Origin of the sequence: Tenacibaculum sp. XPcli2-G (assembly GCF_024124505.1) — a bacterium.
GTDB classification, from domain to species: domain Bacteria; phylum Bacteroidota; class Bacteroidia; order Flavobacteriales; family Flavobacteriaceae; genus Polaribacter; species Polaribacter mesophilus.
The window spans coordinates 791,608-805,344 of sequence record NZ_JAMXSH010000001.1 but is presented as its reverse complement, the minus strand read 5'-3'; the positions used below and the strand labels follow the sequence as shown (position 1 = coordinate 805,344).

The 13,737-nt window shown below is 31.4% G+C and carries 14 protein-coding genes; 9 read left to right on the top strand and 5 right to left on the bottom strand.

Features of this window, described 5'->3' with window-relative positions; genetic code table 11:
- Positions 1 to 4 precede the first annotated feature (4 nt).
- Genes NH341_RS03555 through bioA form a run of 4 tightly spaced genes read left to right on the top strand, consistent with a single transcriptional unit; the run spans position 5 to position 3,382 of the window.
- A complete protein-coding gene (locus NH341_RS03555) occupies positions 5 to 385 on the top strand; it encodes a putative signal transducing protein (RefSeq protein ID WP_253055699.1) in 381 nt (126 codons plus the stop codon).
- Positions 382 to 990: a dethiobiotin synthase gene (bioD, locus tag NH341_RS03550; RefSeq protein ID WP_047790665.1), complete on the top strand. Its 609-nt coding sequence runs from the start codon at positions 382 to 384 to the stop codon at positions 988 to 990. Before NH341_RS03555 ends, bioD begins: the two co-directional genes overlap by 4 nt.
- Positions 991 to 2,139: a hypothetical protein gene (locus NH341_RS03545; RefSeq protein ID WP_253055698.1), complete on the top strand. Its 1,149-nt coding sequence runs from the start codon at positions 991 to 993 to the stop codon at positions 2,137 to 2,139.
- Complete coding sequence (gene bioA, locus NH341_RS03540; RefSeq protein WP_253055697.1) at positions 2,117 to 3,382, top strand: adenosylmethionine--8-amino-7-oxononanoate transaminase; 1,266 nt, start codon at positions 2,117 to 2,119, stop codon at positions 3,380 to 3,382. The genes NH341_RS03545 and bioA overlap by 23 nt, the downstream gene beginning before the upstream one ends.
- On the opposite strand, the gene NH341_RS03535 is transcribed toward bioA, so the two are convergent.
- Entirely contained in the window at positions 3,368 to 3,805 is a 438-nt protein-coding gene (locus NH341_RS03535; RefSeq protein WP_047790668.1) for a cytochrome c oxidase assembly factor Coa1 family protein, read from the bottom strand. The two genes, bioA and NH341_RS03535, sit on opposite strands and share 15 nt — an antisense overlap.
- An 88-nt stretch (positions 3,806 to 3,893) precedes the next feature.
- Here NH341_RS03535 and NH341_RS03530 point away from each other — a divergent pair, with 88 nt between their 5' ends.
- The gene (locus tag NH341_RS03530) at positions 3,894 to 5,057 is read left to right on the top strand and encodes a beta-ketoacyl synthase N-terminal-like domain-containing protein (protein ID WP_253055696.1); all 1,164 of its coding nucleotides are present in this window, start codon (positions 3,894 to 3,896) and stop codon (positions 5,055 to 5,057) included.
- A 106-nt stretch (positions 5,058 to 5,163) separates the two neighbouring features.
- The gene (gene bioB, locus NH341_RS03525; protein WP_073182195.1) at positions 5,164 to 6,261 is read left to right on the top strand and encodes a biotin synthase BioB; all 1,098 of its coding nucleotides are present in this window, start codon (positions 5,164 to 5,166) and stop codon (positions 6,259 to 6,261) included.
- 38 nt (positions 6,262 to 6,299) lie between these two features.
- Here bioB and NH341_RS03520 read toward each other — a convergent pair whose 3' ends face one another.
- The 4 genes from NH341_RS03520 to NH341_RS03505 form a co-directional block, all read right to left on the bottom strand.
- On the bottom strand, positions 6,300 to 6,881 hold the full coding sequence (locus NH341_RS03520; RefSeq protein ID WP_253055695.1) for a TPMT family class I SAM-dependent methyltransferase: 582 nt from the start codon (positions 6,879 to 6,881) through the stop codon (positions 6,300 to 6,302).
- A 112-nt stretch (positions 6,882 to 6,993) separates the two neighbouring features.
- Entirely contained in the window at positions 6,994 to 7,581 is a 588-nt protein-coding gene (locus NH341_RS03515; protein ID WP_253055694.1) for a porin family protein, read from the bottom strand.
- 24 nt (positions 7,582 to 7,605) lie between these two features.
- Positions 7,606 to 8,379, bottom strand: coding sequence for a membrane metalloprotease (locus tag NH341_RS03510; RefSeq protein WP_253055693.1), 774 nt, complete (start codon positions 8,377 to 8,379; stop codon positions 7,606 to 7,608).
- A 115-nt stretch (positions 8,380 to 8,494) separates the two neighbouring features.
- The gene (locus tag NH341_RS03505; RefSeq protein ID WP_159488534.1) at positions 8,495 to 9,547 is read right to left on the bottom strand and encodes a hypothetical protein; all 1,053 of its coding nucleotides are present in this window, start codon (positions 9,545 to 9,547) and stop codon (positions 8,495 to 8,497) included.
- A 128-nt stretch (positions 9,548 to 9,675) separates the two neighbouring features.
- Here NH341_RS03505 and NH341_RS03500 point away from each other — a divergent pair, with 128 nt between their 5' ends.
- From NH341_RS03500 to NH341_RS03490, 3 genes are read left to right on the top strand one after another with little or no spacing between them, the layout of a single operon-like run.
- A complete protein-coding gene (locus NH341_RS03500; RefSeq protein ID WP_047790673.1) occupies positions 9,676 to 10,185 on the top strand; it encodes an RNA polymerase sigma factor in 510 nt (169 codons plus the stop codon).
- A gap of 49 nt (positions 10,186 to 10,234) precedes the next feature.
- Positions 10,235 to 11,146 (top strand): FecR family protein, encoded by a 912-nt coding sequence (locus NH341_RS03495; RefSeq protein WP_253055692.1) that lies wholly within the window; start codon positions 10,235 to 10,237, stop codon positions 11,144 to 11,146.
- The gene (locus NH341_RS03490) at positions 11,136 to 13,664 is read left to right on the top strand and encodes a carboxypeptidase-like regulatory domain-containing protein (RefSeq protein WP_253055691.1); all 2,529 of its coding nucleotides are present in this window, start codon (positions 11,136 to 11,138) and stop codon (positions 13,662 to 13,664) included. The genes NH341_RS03495 and NH341_RS03490 overlap by 11 nt, the downstream gene beginning before the upstream one ends.
- The last annotated feature ends 73 nt before the right edge of the window (positions 13,665 to 13,737 follow it).

The window sequence follows — 13,737 nt, the reverse complement described above, 5'->3', positions numbered from 1 at the left end:
TACAATGCAAGATAATTATACCATTTTAGCTGTGTTTGAATACTCTACTGAAGCACAAGTTGTAAAGGCTAAATTAGATTCAGAAGATATTAGAACCATGTTAATGGATGAAAAAACAATTGATTCTGATCCTTTAATTAGTCAAGCCATTGGTGGAGTTAAGCTATTGGTACACAATAATGATTTAGAAAAAGCTGCTACTGTTTATAACGAAATAAGAACTTACGTAAAGGATGAAGAAGGAAACGACATTCATTGTCCAAAATGTAATTCTACAAAAATATTAGTTGCCGATTTACAACGTAAAAACATCTTTTTTATGCTCTTTCCTTTTTTTGAAAGTACGAAATTCATCTGCAACGATTGTAAAACAATTTTTAAATGAAAAAATATTTTATCACAGGAATCTCTACAGAAGTAGGAAAAACCGTTGCTGCTGCTATTGTCACAGAAGCTTTGCAAGCAGATTATTGGAAACCTATTCAGTCAGGTGACCTAGAACATTCTGATACTCATAAGGTAGAAAAACTAATTTCTAACTCAACCACTGTTTTTCATCCAAACGCATATGCGCTACAAACACCAATGAGTCCACACGCATCCGCAGAAATTGATGGAGTGACTATTGAAATTGACAACATAAAAGAACCTTCGACTAAAAATAATTTAGTTATTGAAGGGGCTGGTGGATTGTTAGTCCCTCTTAATGATAAAAACACCTTGTTAGACATTATCAAACCTGATTATAAAGTTGTTGTTGTGTCTCGTCATTATTTGGGAAGTATCAATCACACCCTATTAACAGTTAACTTATTAAAAGAAAAAGGATTTGAAGTATCATTGATTTTTTCAGGAAACGAACATAAAACAACGGAAGACATTATCAAAAAAATGACAGATGTTCCTGTAATTGGACGGATTGAAGAAGAACCTTATTTTGATAAGAATGTGATTAAAGAATACGCTGAATTATTTAAAAGTAATTTATAAATGAAACCTGTTACCGCAAAACATCTTTGGTCTTTTCCTTTAATTTTTGGTTTTTTAGGAGGAGTTATAGGGCTGGTTTTGCGTTATGCTTTTACAGGAAGCATTGCTAACTTTCCGTTTAAGTTTGTATTGCACTCCCATTCTCACATTATGTTATTGGGTTTTGTTTTCAATGCTTTAATTCTACTCCTTTTTACAAGGTTTACGAATGGAATTGATAACACTTCTTATCGATTATATCTTGCTTTACAGGTTTGTGTTGCCATTTTGTTAGTAGGGTTTATTATCCAAGGGTATGCATTGGTTACTATTACATTCTCTACCTTACACTTGTGGATTAGTTACTGGTTGGTAATTAGACTATGGAAACGATTAATTGGTGAAAAATCAACTTTAACATTAATAAAAGTAGGAATTATCTTTCATTTTATTTCTTCCATTGGTCCGTATACACTTGGACCTTTAATGGCAATGAAAATGCAAAGTTCCCCTTGGTATCAACAAGCTATTTTTTTCTACTTACACTTTCAGTATTTCGGTTCCTTTTTTCTTTGGATGCTTGCCATTCTTTTTCAAAGAACAACTGTTGAGCTATCAAAAAAACAAACCATCTTAATTATTAGTGCTCTTGTACTATTATATACACACTCATTAAAGTATAGTTTTAATCATCTGGCTATTCAAATTACAGGAGGTATTGGCTCAATAATTTTGACACTATTTTTCCTAAAACTAAAGAAATCATTTTCAAAGCAAAAGCTTACATACCAATTGTTTTTTGGGATACTACTATTTATCGGAATTATGAATTGCTTTGGCAGTATTCCTTACTTTTCTAACTTAGTTATAACGAATAGGTTTATGCTCATAGCTTGGTTACATTTACTATTTTTAGGAATGTACCTGCCTTTTATTTGGATGGAATTGGAAACAAAACCCCATACAAGCACCTGGATTGTTTACACCTTTTTCTTACTCACTTCAGAAGCTTTTTTAGTTTTTCCTGCATTTTTTTCTGAATTGTTTTCAACCTCAATTATGTGGCTACTGTTTATTGCCTATTTCGGAGTGGTTTTATGTATTTCTATTGTACATTTGACAGCTCTTTTTCAAAAGAACGAAACCTATGAACTTACAAGAACGCGATAAAAAACATTTGTGGCATCCGCTAAAACAACATCAAACACATCCAAACAGTTTGGGAATTGTAAAAGCCAAAGGATGCATGCTAACCGACGAACACGGTAACGAATATATTGATGCTATTTCATCTTGGTATACCTGTATGTTTGGGCATTGTAATGATTACATTACAAGTCGCGTATATGAACAAATGCAAACATTAGATCAAATAATGTTTAGTGATTTCACCCATGAACCCGCCGTAAAATTATCAGAAGAATTGATTAAAATTCTTCCTGAAAATCAAAATAGAATCTTTTTTAATGATAATGGATCTACTGCTGTAGAAGCGGGAATTAAAATGGCATTACAATACTATTTTAACAAAGGTGAAAAGCGTACTACCTTTATTGCTTTTGAAGATGGTTTTCATGGAGATACCTTCGGAGCGATGTCTGTTTCTGGATTATCAGTATACAATGGCCCATTTGAAGATTTTTTAATGGATATTCAACGTATTCCTGTGCCAAACGGTGAAAATAATGAAACTGTCGAACAAAAATTGCAACAGATTATTTCAGAACATAATGTTGCCGGATTCATATACGAGCCTTTAGTTCAAGGAGCAGCTGGAATGAAAATTCATAAAGCAGAAAATTTAAATAACATCTTAGCAATTTGCAAAGAAAATAACATTTTAACTATTGCTGATGAAGTAATGACTGGTTTTGGAAAAACTGGTAATCATTTTGCTTCTGATGAAGTCGCTACCAAACCAGACATCATATGCTTAAGTAAAGCATTGACCGCTGGATTGGTTCCTATGTCAATTACTTCATGTACCGAAGAAATTTATAGGGCTTTTTTAGATAATGATATTGCCAAAGGTTTTTTCCACTGCCATACCTATTCTGCAAATCCAATAGCTTGTAGTGCTGCATTGGCTAGTATTGAGTTATTACAAACCAAAGAGATTCAGGACAACATCCAATTTATTGAAAACTCTAATATCTCTTTTTCCGAAAAGATAGAAAATCACCCAAAAGTGAACACAACAAGATGTAAAGGTGTCATTTTGGCGATTGATTTAAACACCAATTCTGGTCGTTATGGAACGCTTCGAGACCAACTTTTAAAGTCTTTTATGGATGAAGGCGTTTTCTTACGTCCGTTAGGAAACACTATTTACATTCAACCACCTTACGTAATTACGAAAGAGCAACTTGAAAAAATATATACAACTATTGAAAAAGTTCTAGATAGTCTCTAGAACTTTTTCCTTTTCTAATAAATTAATCTCTTCTTGAGTTTCTTTAATATGAACGTATAAATCTTCGTAAACCCATTCTCCATCTATCTTAATTCCTCTAACAATAAGAGTTCCTTCTCCTTTATCTCCTCTTATCGGAATAGAAAAATCTACATTTCCATCGTCATTGGTAAGAGAAATATTTCCTGATGGAATTCCATATTTTTCAATAGGTTGACCTAAGTTTTCAATAACCAACTCGTTTTTAGATGCCTGCTCAATAGCATATTCAACAGGAGTAGAACTTGTCATTATTTTCGACACTCCAAAAAATGCTGCACCTACACCTAAAACAATTAATAAAATAAACCCTAAACATCCTGTTAATGGTATAAACCACAACCAATTTCTTCCAAACCAACTTTTTTGACGTTGCTCACTCATAACTTCAATAATTTTATCCCAAGATAAATATTTTTATTTTCTTTAGAATACTTGATTTTACTTTTATTTTTGCTGAAATTTTATCGTATTGAAAGAACTTATCTCCATAACATCATTTGCATCTGTTTCAGCCTTGGGAAGCACTACTGAAAAAATTTGGAAAAACTACCTAAATAAGCAACATTTTTTAAGCTCTAAAAAGTTTGAAGATTCTAAAGCATGGGTAGCACAATTGACTGATGAGGATATACACGCTATTGAGGAGGTTCAAAATTCAGATAATAAATATAAAAATTTAGACCCATCTGTTTTATACACGTTGTTTGTTGCTAGAAAAGCAATGGAACAAACAGACTGGAAATCTTCGGATAACTTTGGAATTAACATTGGTTCTTCTCGCGGTGCTACTTCTTTGTTTGAAAAATATCACAAAGAGTTTTTAGCTACAGGAAAATCATCTACCTTAAGTTCTCCAACTACCACTTTAGGGAATATTTCTTCTTGGATTGCGCATGATTTACAGAGTAACGGACCAGAAATCTCACATTCTATTACTTGTTCTACTGGCTTGCATTCGTTACTTAATGGTGTAGCTTGGTTACAATCGGGAATGTCAGAGAAATTTATGATTGGCGCTAGCGAAGCTTCACTAACTGATTTTACCATCGCTCAAATGCAGGCATTAAAAGTATATTCTAAAGAAAATGATGAATATCCATGTAAGGCTTTTGACCTCAACAAAACCAAAAACACCATGGTATTGGGAGAAGGTGCTTCTGTATTTTGTTTAGAGAGTGGAAGTAAAGAAAATGCTATCGCTTTTATTGAAGGGGTTGGATATGCTACTGAAGTTTTGAAACACAATACTTCTGTAACAACAGATGCAGAATGTTTTCAAAAATCAATGAAAATGGCTTTAGGAACAATTTCTCCAGATGAAATTGACGCTATTGTAATGCATGCTCCTGGAACTATTAAAGGAGATCAATCGGAAATTAATGCGATTCAAAAAGTATTTTCTAACAAAGTACCTTTTTTAACTACCAATAAATGGAAAATCGGTCATACGTTTGGTGCTTCTGGCTTGTTAAGTTTAGAATTAGCCGTACTAATGCTACAACACCAACAAGTTATTGAAGTTCCCTTTGCTGAACCTCAACACACTCCAAAAAAACTCAATAAAATACTGGTAAACGCTGTTGGTTTTGGAGGAAATGCGGTTTCTGTTTTAATCACAACGAAGAACACTTAAAAACAATCGATAAGAAAGATTCTCTTGACAAAGAAAAATAAGAGTCATAAAATTCCGCTTTCGAAGCGGAATTTTTTATTTTTACCACCACAAACAACTCGAATTTATGACTGAAATTAGACACGATTGGACGAAAGAGGAAATTCTAGAAGTATACAATAAGCCTTTAATGGAGCTTTTGTACGAGGCTTCAACTATGCATAGAAAATATCACGACCCAAATACAGTACAGGTAAGTACCTTAATTTCTATAAAAACTGGTGGGTGTTCTGAGGACTGTGGGTATTGTCCGCAGGCAGCACGTTATCATACCAATGTTGAAGGAAATGATTTGATGACTGTAAACCAAGTTAAGGCACAAGCTTTACGTGCCAAAGAAGGTGGATCATCAAGAGTTTGTATGGGTGCAGCTTGGAGAAACGTAAAAGACGGACCAGAATTTGACCAAGTGTTAGAAATGGTACGTACTATTAACAAACTAGACATGGAGGTTTGCTGTACCTTAGGTATGGTTACCGAAAATCAAGCAAAACGTTTAGCGGAAGCTGGTTTGTATGCTTATAACCACAATATTGATACTTCAGAAGATTATTACGATGATGTAATTTCTACACGTGCTTTTAAAGATAGAGTAGACACTATTGAAAATGTACGTAAAACAAATGTAACTGTTTGCTCAGGAGGTATTATTGGTATGGGAGAATCTTTAGAAGACAGAGCTGGAATGCTTGAAACTTTAACTCGCTTCTCTCCACACCCAGAATCTGTACCTATCAATGCATTAGTTGCTGTTGAGGGAACTCCGTTAGAAGAGCAACCTCCTGTAAACATTTTTGAAATGGTTCGTATGGTAGCTACTGCTCGTATTGTATTACCAGATTCACAAGTACGTTTATCAGCAGGTAGAACGCAAATGAGTAGAGAAGGTCAAGCAATGTGTTTCTTTGCTGGTGCAAACTCAATTTTTGCAGGAGACAAATTATTAACTACTCCAAATCCTGATATTAATGAAGACATGAAAATGTTTGAAGATTTAGGTTTAAATACACAAAAGCCTTTCTTTAAGCATGAACAAAGAGAATCTGTTGAAGCAGAAAACTCACAATACCAATCGTTAGGTGAAAAACCAAAATGGACAAGACCAGACCATAAAATTGAGCGTAACGAACAAAAGAAGCAAGAGGCTAAAGAAATAAGAGCCTAACATCAAATAAGAAATAACCGTTGAATTAAATTTAACGGTTATTTTTTTATCATTTTCACAAACAGCTCCATACCTTTTCTTCCTCCTGATGAATTGTAACAAGGTTCCATACTTCCTGTAAAATAGGGTGCGAAGTATTTTTCATATTCATTTTTATTCCCTCCAAAAGGTGGATGGTCTTCATTTAGTACTGCATCAAACAGCAAACCAACTAGTTTACCTTTATTAGTTAGTAATTCATGTGCTTTTTGTGCATACTTTAGTCTTAACCCTGGATTGATAGCGCAGAAAAAAGTCTGTTCTATAATCAAATCAAAAGTGCCTTTTAATTCAAAAAAATCAGCATGAATTAAATTTTCCTTTGGGAAGTTAGGAACTCTTTTTTGAATTCTTTTTAACGGTGTTGAAGCAATATCTACTACAAAAACATTCTTAAATCCTTTATTAAATAAACACTCCGCCTCGTATGAGTTTCCTCCTCCAGGTATTAAAGCCTGAATACTTTTATCTTCTAATTGATCAACATATTCTTTTAACGGGTTGGATATCTTTCCTAAATCCCATCCTGTTTTATTATGTAAGTACTTATTATTCCAAAATGTTTCTGACAACTCTATCATTTCTTCTTACTTTTATTTTTACAAATTTAAAAATAAAGCTTCTTTAATTTAACTACTGTTAAGATGATAACTTAATATCAAAAAAAGCGATGCTTAAACATCGCTTTTTTTACTAGAAGTCAAACCCTATATAAAATTGCCAGACTCTATTTTTGGGTTTGTCTTCATCATAAATATCATTCAATCCTAAATGGTACCTTACTCCTAAACTTACTCCACTATTTGTTTTAAAACCTCCACCAAAATTTAATCCCCAATCAAAATTTCTAGGATCAAACTCTTTTGAGGTATCATACAGAATAAAGCCACTATCAAAGGTTTCTTTATGTGCTATTGAAAGTCCTATTTGAGGTCCTGCCTCTAAAAAAAAGTTTTCAGAAGGATACAGTTTTACCATTAAAGGAAGATTTATATAATCTAGCTCTTGCTTATAAGTACCTCCTCCATCTATAATTTTATACCCTTGTTGTGAGTATAATAGTTCCAATTGAAGTGAAACATTATTTCCTATAAATGACTCTCCATAAAAACCTATATGAAATCCATGTAGCTGTTCTGTTTCCGAATCTCCATCAAAACTTACAGCTGATAAGTTATACCCACCTTTAATACCAGCTTTGGACTTTTTACTACTATCTTGCGCAACTATAGATGCACTAATCATTGTTATAAACAATATTACTAACTGAATTTTTTTCATTTTTTATCGATTTAATTTTATAATCTACCTTCCTCCATTAGCTTGTAAGTCTGCTAAACATTGGCTATCTAGTGTTGGAATTTGATTTGATGAGAATACGTTTCCAATACCATGACTAGTTTCTGCTGCCCAATACATTAAACAACTTTCTTCGTTACAATGTTTTGGATGATCTGCATCCTCATGGTCTGTTTGTAAAGGGGTTCCTAAATTTGTAAGTCCTAAAATATGTCCGAATTCATGATGGATTACACTAGACTCTAATAAGCTTCTTTCTGGCTCAAATGTTCCATTGCTTAGTTCTCTAATAGTTTCTTCAAAAATTACAAACGATGTATTATAATATGCAGTGCCTAAAACAAAAGAAGAATCGGAATCTTTTGAAGATTTACCATTTACAAACAATGCCCAAACCGCTATGGTATTTTGTGTGTTATAATAAGTTCTATACTGGTTTTCAATCGTTACAACATCATTGATTGTATACACCTCTTTTCCTGTAGCAGGTATTGATTTCGTATATAACTCTACGCCGTTTGGTTTAAAAGTTCTTTCTTCAATAAAGTTTTTAAAGTTATTCTTTGCCTCATCAGTTAGTTCAAACCCTTCAACATAAGCTAATTCTACAATCATTTTTTTATAGACATTGTCTGATAACAAATCATTTGCTGACGCTCCCGTGGGCTTCCTGTTTTCTTTTACGCCCTCAGCACCATCATTAATTATTGATTCATTTTCTGTAGAACATCCCCAAAGCAAAACACTGAATAGTAAAACTATAAAAAACTTTTTTCTCATTATTCTTTCTTTATCTTACTTACGTAATTTGAATATCATTGGTTTTTTAAAACTTTAGGCTACTACTAGCGTAGCCATAAAGTTCCAAAATCAACTAGCTTAAAAGATTTTTTCTTTATATCTTTTTAAATGTTAATGTTATTGAAGTATCTGTTGTACTTTGTAATGTAAGTAAAGTGCTTGTATAAGTAGTTACAACCCATTCATTACCTAAAGCGCTTACAACAGTTCCCGCTTCAAACTCAACTTCTAAAAGGACTCTTGTATCTGATTCTACATCATATTCTCCTTCGATATTTTCTAAAGTTGTGTTTACTATATTTCTTGCTATTAATTTCCCTTCATTTGTAAATTCTATAGTATATGCAGCATATTCGTCAGCTTTTTCTACTCCTGCCTGAATAAAGCTTTCTACCTTAAATTTAGCTTTACTGATAATGGTTTCTAACTCGTCGGCTGCTACTTCTGCTGCTTCCTCTTCTTCTTCATAAGAGGTACACTCTTCAATAGCGTCTTCAAATTCAGAATCACTATTAACTTTCACAGAACTGCCGTTATTTAAAGTTATAGTTATTGGATACTTAACAGAGAATAATTCGCTTGAATCTAAGCTATCTACAAAGTTGTACAATTGTTTTTCCGATTCGATTACAACAGTACCTGTTTGTTCTAAATTAACATCATAAGTGAGCATTGATATTGGATATTCTATTTTTGCACAAGAGATAGCATCCTCCATTTCATCTGATGCTTCATCACATTTTCTATTTAATTCTTCCAATTCTGTTTGCGAAGTTATAGTTACTTCTGTATAGTTATTTAACTTTACTGTTATTGGAAAATTAAAAACTACGGTATCATCATCATCATTAAACTCATCCATTATTTCAAGAACTAAACTATAGTCTAATTCATTTATAATAGTCACTTCTTTACCGTTTATAGTTGCTGTTATTGGAAACAATAACTCAGCACATGAATTTCCATCCAAAAAATCATCTTCAGAACCATCGTTCATACCTGTTCTTTTATATTTCTTTGCAGTTTCAGAAGTAGGTGCATTTGCATTTGGATTTGTTCCTACCTGTTCGTTTTCTTCAGATTGACATGAAGTAAAAATTGTTAAAGTAACTAGTGCTAGTATGCTTATTAATTTTATTGTTTTCATCTTAATAAATTTTAATTTTTTAAACATTTGTTTTTTGAGCTCTTTCTGTCCTTTAGAAAACTATAAATCGTTTTACCCTACCTTTGTTTTCGATTTTTTTTCTATTTTAACTCTATAAAAGCATTCATATGACTAAAAAATCACTGTGTAATGAGGAAGACTTTAATGCGTTTTACAAATCTAATATTCAATTCGTTACTAACTTCTCATCTTATAAATCTAACGATAAAGATACTGCCCTAGATTTAATACAAGAAGCTTTTTTAAAAATGTGGGAAAAATGTTCAGAAATATCATATGAAAAGGCAAAATCGTACTTATTTACTAGTGTAAACAACCTTTTTTTAAACAAATTAAAGCATGAAAAAGTTGTTTTAAACTATGCTAAAAGCGCTCCGTATTTGGATATAAATAATCAAAGTCCGGAATATTTATTAGAAGAAGAAGAGTTTAAAAACAAACTAAAAAATGCTATTGAAAATTTAACAGAGGCTGAACGAGAGGTTTTTTTAATGAATAGAATAGACGGTAAAAAATATCGAGAAATTGCTGAGTTACTAAATATCTCGCAAAAAGCTGTTGAAAAAAGGATGTCTTCAGCATTAAAAAAATTGAGATCAAAAATAGAATTATTGTAAGGGTAGGGAAATTTACTTCTTTATTGTCTAAAAGTTAGTTAAGCACAAAATGAAAGATGAACAATACATATTAAAATGGTTAAACGGAGAAATCTCCGATGAAGAACTGTTTCTATTAAAACAAGATAAAAACTTTAAAAATCTTGAAAAAATAGCGCATTATTCTTCTCACATAGAAACTCCTAAAGTGGATATTGAAAAGGCTTTTAAAGAATTTGAATTGAAAAAAGCTACTACTAAAAAAAGTAAGGTTGTTCCATTAAACTTCAAGAACTTTTATAAATATGCTGCCGCAGTTATTGTTTTACTAGTTTCTTCTTATTTCTTACTTTTCAATAATTCAGTAAACTTTAGTACGCAATATACAGAAACAAAAACCTTTAACTTACCAGATGAATCTGAAGTGATTTTAAATGCAAATTCCACGGTATCTTTCAACAAAAAGGATTGGAAAAATAGTAGAGAAATACAACTTAAGGGAGAAGCTTTTTTTAAAGTCAAAAAAGGAAAATCTTTTACCGTAAATACTTCTATTGGAAAAGTTACTGTTTTAGGAACCCAATTTAACGTTAAAGAAAGAAAGAATTATTTTGAAGTAAAAACTTACGAAGGTTTAGTTAGTGTAGACTATAACAACTCATTAATTAAATTAGCTAAGGGAAAAATATTTAAAGTTGTAAATGGTAAAATTGACACTTTAAATACTTTTAATATTAATAATAAATCTTGGTTACAAGATGAGTCTAATTTTAAAAGTACTCCTTTACAATTTGTATTAGACGACTTACAAAACCAATATGGTTATGTTATAAAAACTAAGGATGTTAATTTAGAACAGCTTTATACTGGTGGTTTTACCCATAAAGACATAAATGTAGCTTTGCAAGCAGTTACAATTCCTTTACAATTATCATATAAAATAGAAGAAAAAAGCATTACTATTTACAAGAATGGTCAATAAAAAAACTACTTTTTTATTTCTCTTCCTATTTTCCTTTGCTATCAAAGCACAGGACATTATTACCAAAAATTTACTGAAAGATGTCTTGGTTGAAATTGAAAAAAAGCATCAGGTAACTTTTACGTATTCCGATAAGGATTTAGAAAGTGTATACATTGACAAACCTGATGATAGTTTATCATTATCTGAAACTATAAACTACTTAGAATCTGTTACTATCTTTAATTTTAAAATTTTAGATAATCGGTTTATTACTGTATCGTACTTAAAAAAGAAAATTCCTATTTGTGGAACAATAGTAAACAGTAATACACTTGAACCATTGGTTTTAGCTACCATCTTAGTTAATAATATTAGTAATGGAACTACATCTAATACTAACGGTGAATTCAACATCAACTCAGTTCCTGCAAAAGCAAACATTACTATTTCTTACATTGGATACAAACCTATTATACTACCAGCCAAAGATTTATTCTCTCAAAACTTGTGTAAAGAAATATATCTAGAAAGTTTGTCAGAAGAGTTATCAGAAGTAATTATTCCTAACTTTTTAACTACTGGCCTCCAAAAGAACATCGATGGAGGTACCGTTTTAAAAACTAAAAATTTCGGAATTCTTCCAGGGTTAATAGAACCAGACATTTTAAAAACGATTAAAGTACTTCCTGGTGTAGAAAGTGTGAATGAAAGTGTATCGAACATTAATGTGCGAGGCGGAACAAACGATCAAAACTTAATGCTTTGGGATGGAATTAAGATGTACCACACGAGTCATTTTTTTGGTTTAATTTCTGCATATAATCCATATTTAACAGAAAAAGCTACAGTGACCAAAAATGGTACTAGTACAAAGTTTAGCGATGGTGTTTCCAGTACCGTCAACATGCAAACCAACAACAAAATTACTAACACATTCTCTGGAGGTGCTGGTTTTAATTTGCTAAGTGCAGACGCTTTTTTACAGGCTCCTATAACTAAAAAACTCGAAATTCATGCTTCAGCAAGGAGGTCTTATACCGATTTTTTTGATACCCCAACCTACGACAAATATTTTAGTAGAAGCTTTCAAGAAAACTCTATAGCTTCCAATAAAGAAAGTGAAGCCTCTACTGATTTCTACTTCTATGATTACTCTTTTAAAGTGTTATATGACATCAATAAAAATCATTCATTAAGAGCTAATTTAATAAGTATAAAAAACAACTTAGAATACACAGAAGAATATACAAACAATGGTTCAACAGTAGAAGAAAACAGTAATTTAAAACAAGAGAATCTTGGAGCTAATATTAGTTGGAATGCCAATTGGTCGCCCAAATTTTCTACAGAACTCTCTACTTTTATTTCTGATTATACAATAAATTCATCAGACTTTAACAGAGAAACTGATCAATTTCAAACTCAATTTAACAAGGTTTTAGAGTCTGAAATTAGGCTTATTACTAATCATCATTTTTCAGATGTTTTTCAACTTACAAACGGTGCTGTTTTTAATGAAATAGGTGTTTCTAACAAAACAACAGTTAATGCTCCTACATTTTCTAAATCTGTAAAAGAAGTTTTACTTAAATCTGCTCTTTTTTCTGAGGTAGTTTATCGTAAGAATAACACTTATGCTAGAGTAGGTTTTCGTGCTAATTATTTTCATGATTTTAATAAACTTATCATAGAACCAAGGATTAACTTAAGACAACAACTTTATAATAGTCTATTTTTAAAATTAGAAGGAGAGTTTAAAAATCAAACAACTGCACAGAAGATAGATTTTCAAGACAACTTTTTAGGTATAGAAAAAAGAAGATGGATTTTGGCTGACAATGATAAAACGCCTATTATTAAAAGTAAACAAGTATCTTTTGGAGCAGAGTATTCAAAAAATAACTTACAAATAGATCTTACTGGTTTTTATAAATTTGTTGATGGTATAACTGTTGCCAATCAAGGTTTTTATAACAATGTTCAAACACTAAACTCTATAGGAAACTATAAGGTAAAAGGTATTGAATTTTTAATTAATAAAAGAACTAAAAAACTTAGTAGTTGGTTAAGCTACTCCTTTACGGAAAATAATTATACATTTGAAACTTTTACTCCTGATACTTTTCCTAGTAGTTTAGATATCATACACTCTTTTAGTAGTGCCATTAACTATAACATTACCAATAATTTTAAGCTCTCTTTAGGTGCTATTCTACGTTCGGGAACCCCATACACAAAACCTGTAAAAGACAATGAAACCATTCAAGACGGTAATAGAGTTATTGTAAATTATGATACTCCAAATAAAGAAAGGCATTCTAATTTCTTCAGAATTAATGCTTCTGGAAGCTATAACTTTAATTTCACAAAAAATCTAAAATCAACTATAAGAGTTGGTTTCACTAATATTAGCAACAGAAAAAATATAATAAACACCTATTATATTGTTGATGAAAATAATACAGATAATGTAAAAGAAATAAATACGTATTCTTTACCATTCATCCCCAACCTTAGCTTTAGAATTAACTTCTAAGATTATTAATTATAAACTTCATTTAATTTTTAACATTATTCACTTCAAAAAACATCGTAACATTTTCTTAACT

Excerpts from the sequence above, each read along its gene's own strand:
- NH341_RS03510 (WP_253055693.1), bottom strand. The coding sequence starts at position 8,379 with ATGAGAAAAAAGTTTTTTATAGTTTTACTATTCAGTGTTTTGCTTTGG.
- NH341_RS03500 (WP_047790673.1), top strand. The coding sequence starts at position 9,676 with ATGACTAAAAAATCACTGTGTAATGAGGAAGACTTTAATGCGTTTTAC.
- NH341_RS03545 (WP_253055698.1), top strand. The coding sequence starts at position 991 with ATGAAACCTGTTACCGCAAAACATCTTTGGTCTTTTCCTTTAATTTTT.
- NH341_RS03515 (WP_253055694.1), bottom strand. The coding sequence starts at position 7,581 with ATGAAAAAAATTCAGTTAGTAATATTGTTTATAACAATGATTAGTGCA.
- NH341_RS03555 (WP_253055699.1), top strand. The coding sequence starts at position 5 with ATGCAAGATAATTATACCATTTTAGCTGTGTTTGAATACTCTACTGAA.
- bioB (WP_073182195.1), top strand. The coding sequence starts at position 5,164 with ATGACTGAAATTAGACACGATTGGACGAAAGAGGAAATTCTAGAAGTA.
- NH341_RS03520 (WP_253055695.1), bottom strand. The coding sequence starts at position 6,881 with ATGATAGAGTTGTCAGAAACATTTTGGAATAATAAGTACTTACATAAT.
- bioA (WP_253055697.1), top strand. The coding sequence starts at position 2,117 with ATGAACTTACAAGAACGCGATAAAAAACATTTGTGGCATCCGCTAAAA.
- NH341_RS03505 (WP_159488534.1), bottom strand. The coding sequence starts at position 9,547 with ATGAAAACAATAAAATTAATAAGCATACTAGCACTAGTTACTTTAACA.
- bioD (WP_047790665.1), top strand. The coding sequence starts at position 382 with ATGAAAAAATATTTTATCACAGGAATCTCTACAGAAGTAGGAAAAACC.
- NH341_RS03495 (WP_253055692.1), top strand. The coding sequence starts at position 10,235 with ATGAAAGATGAACAATACATATTAAAATGGTTAAACGGAGAAATCTCC.
- NH341_RS03490 (WP_253055691.1), top strand. The coding sequence starts at position 11,136 with ATGGTCAATAAAAAAACTACTTTTTTATTTCTCTTCCTATTTTCCTTT.
- NH341_RS03535 (WP_047790668.1), bottom strand. The coding sequence starts at position 3,805 with ATGAGTGAGCAACGTCAAAAAAGTTGGTTTGGAAGAAATTGGTTGTGG.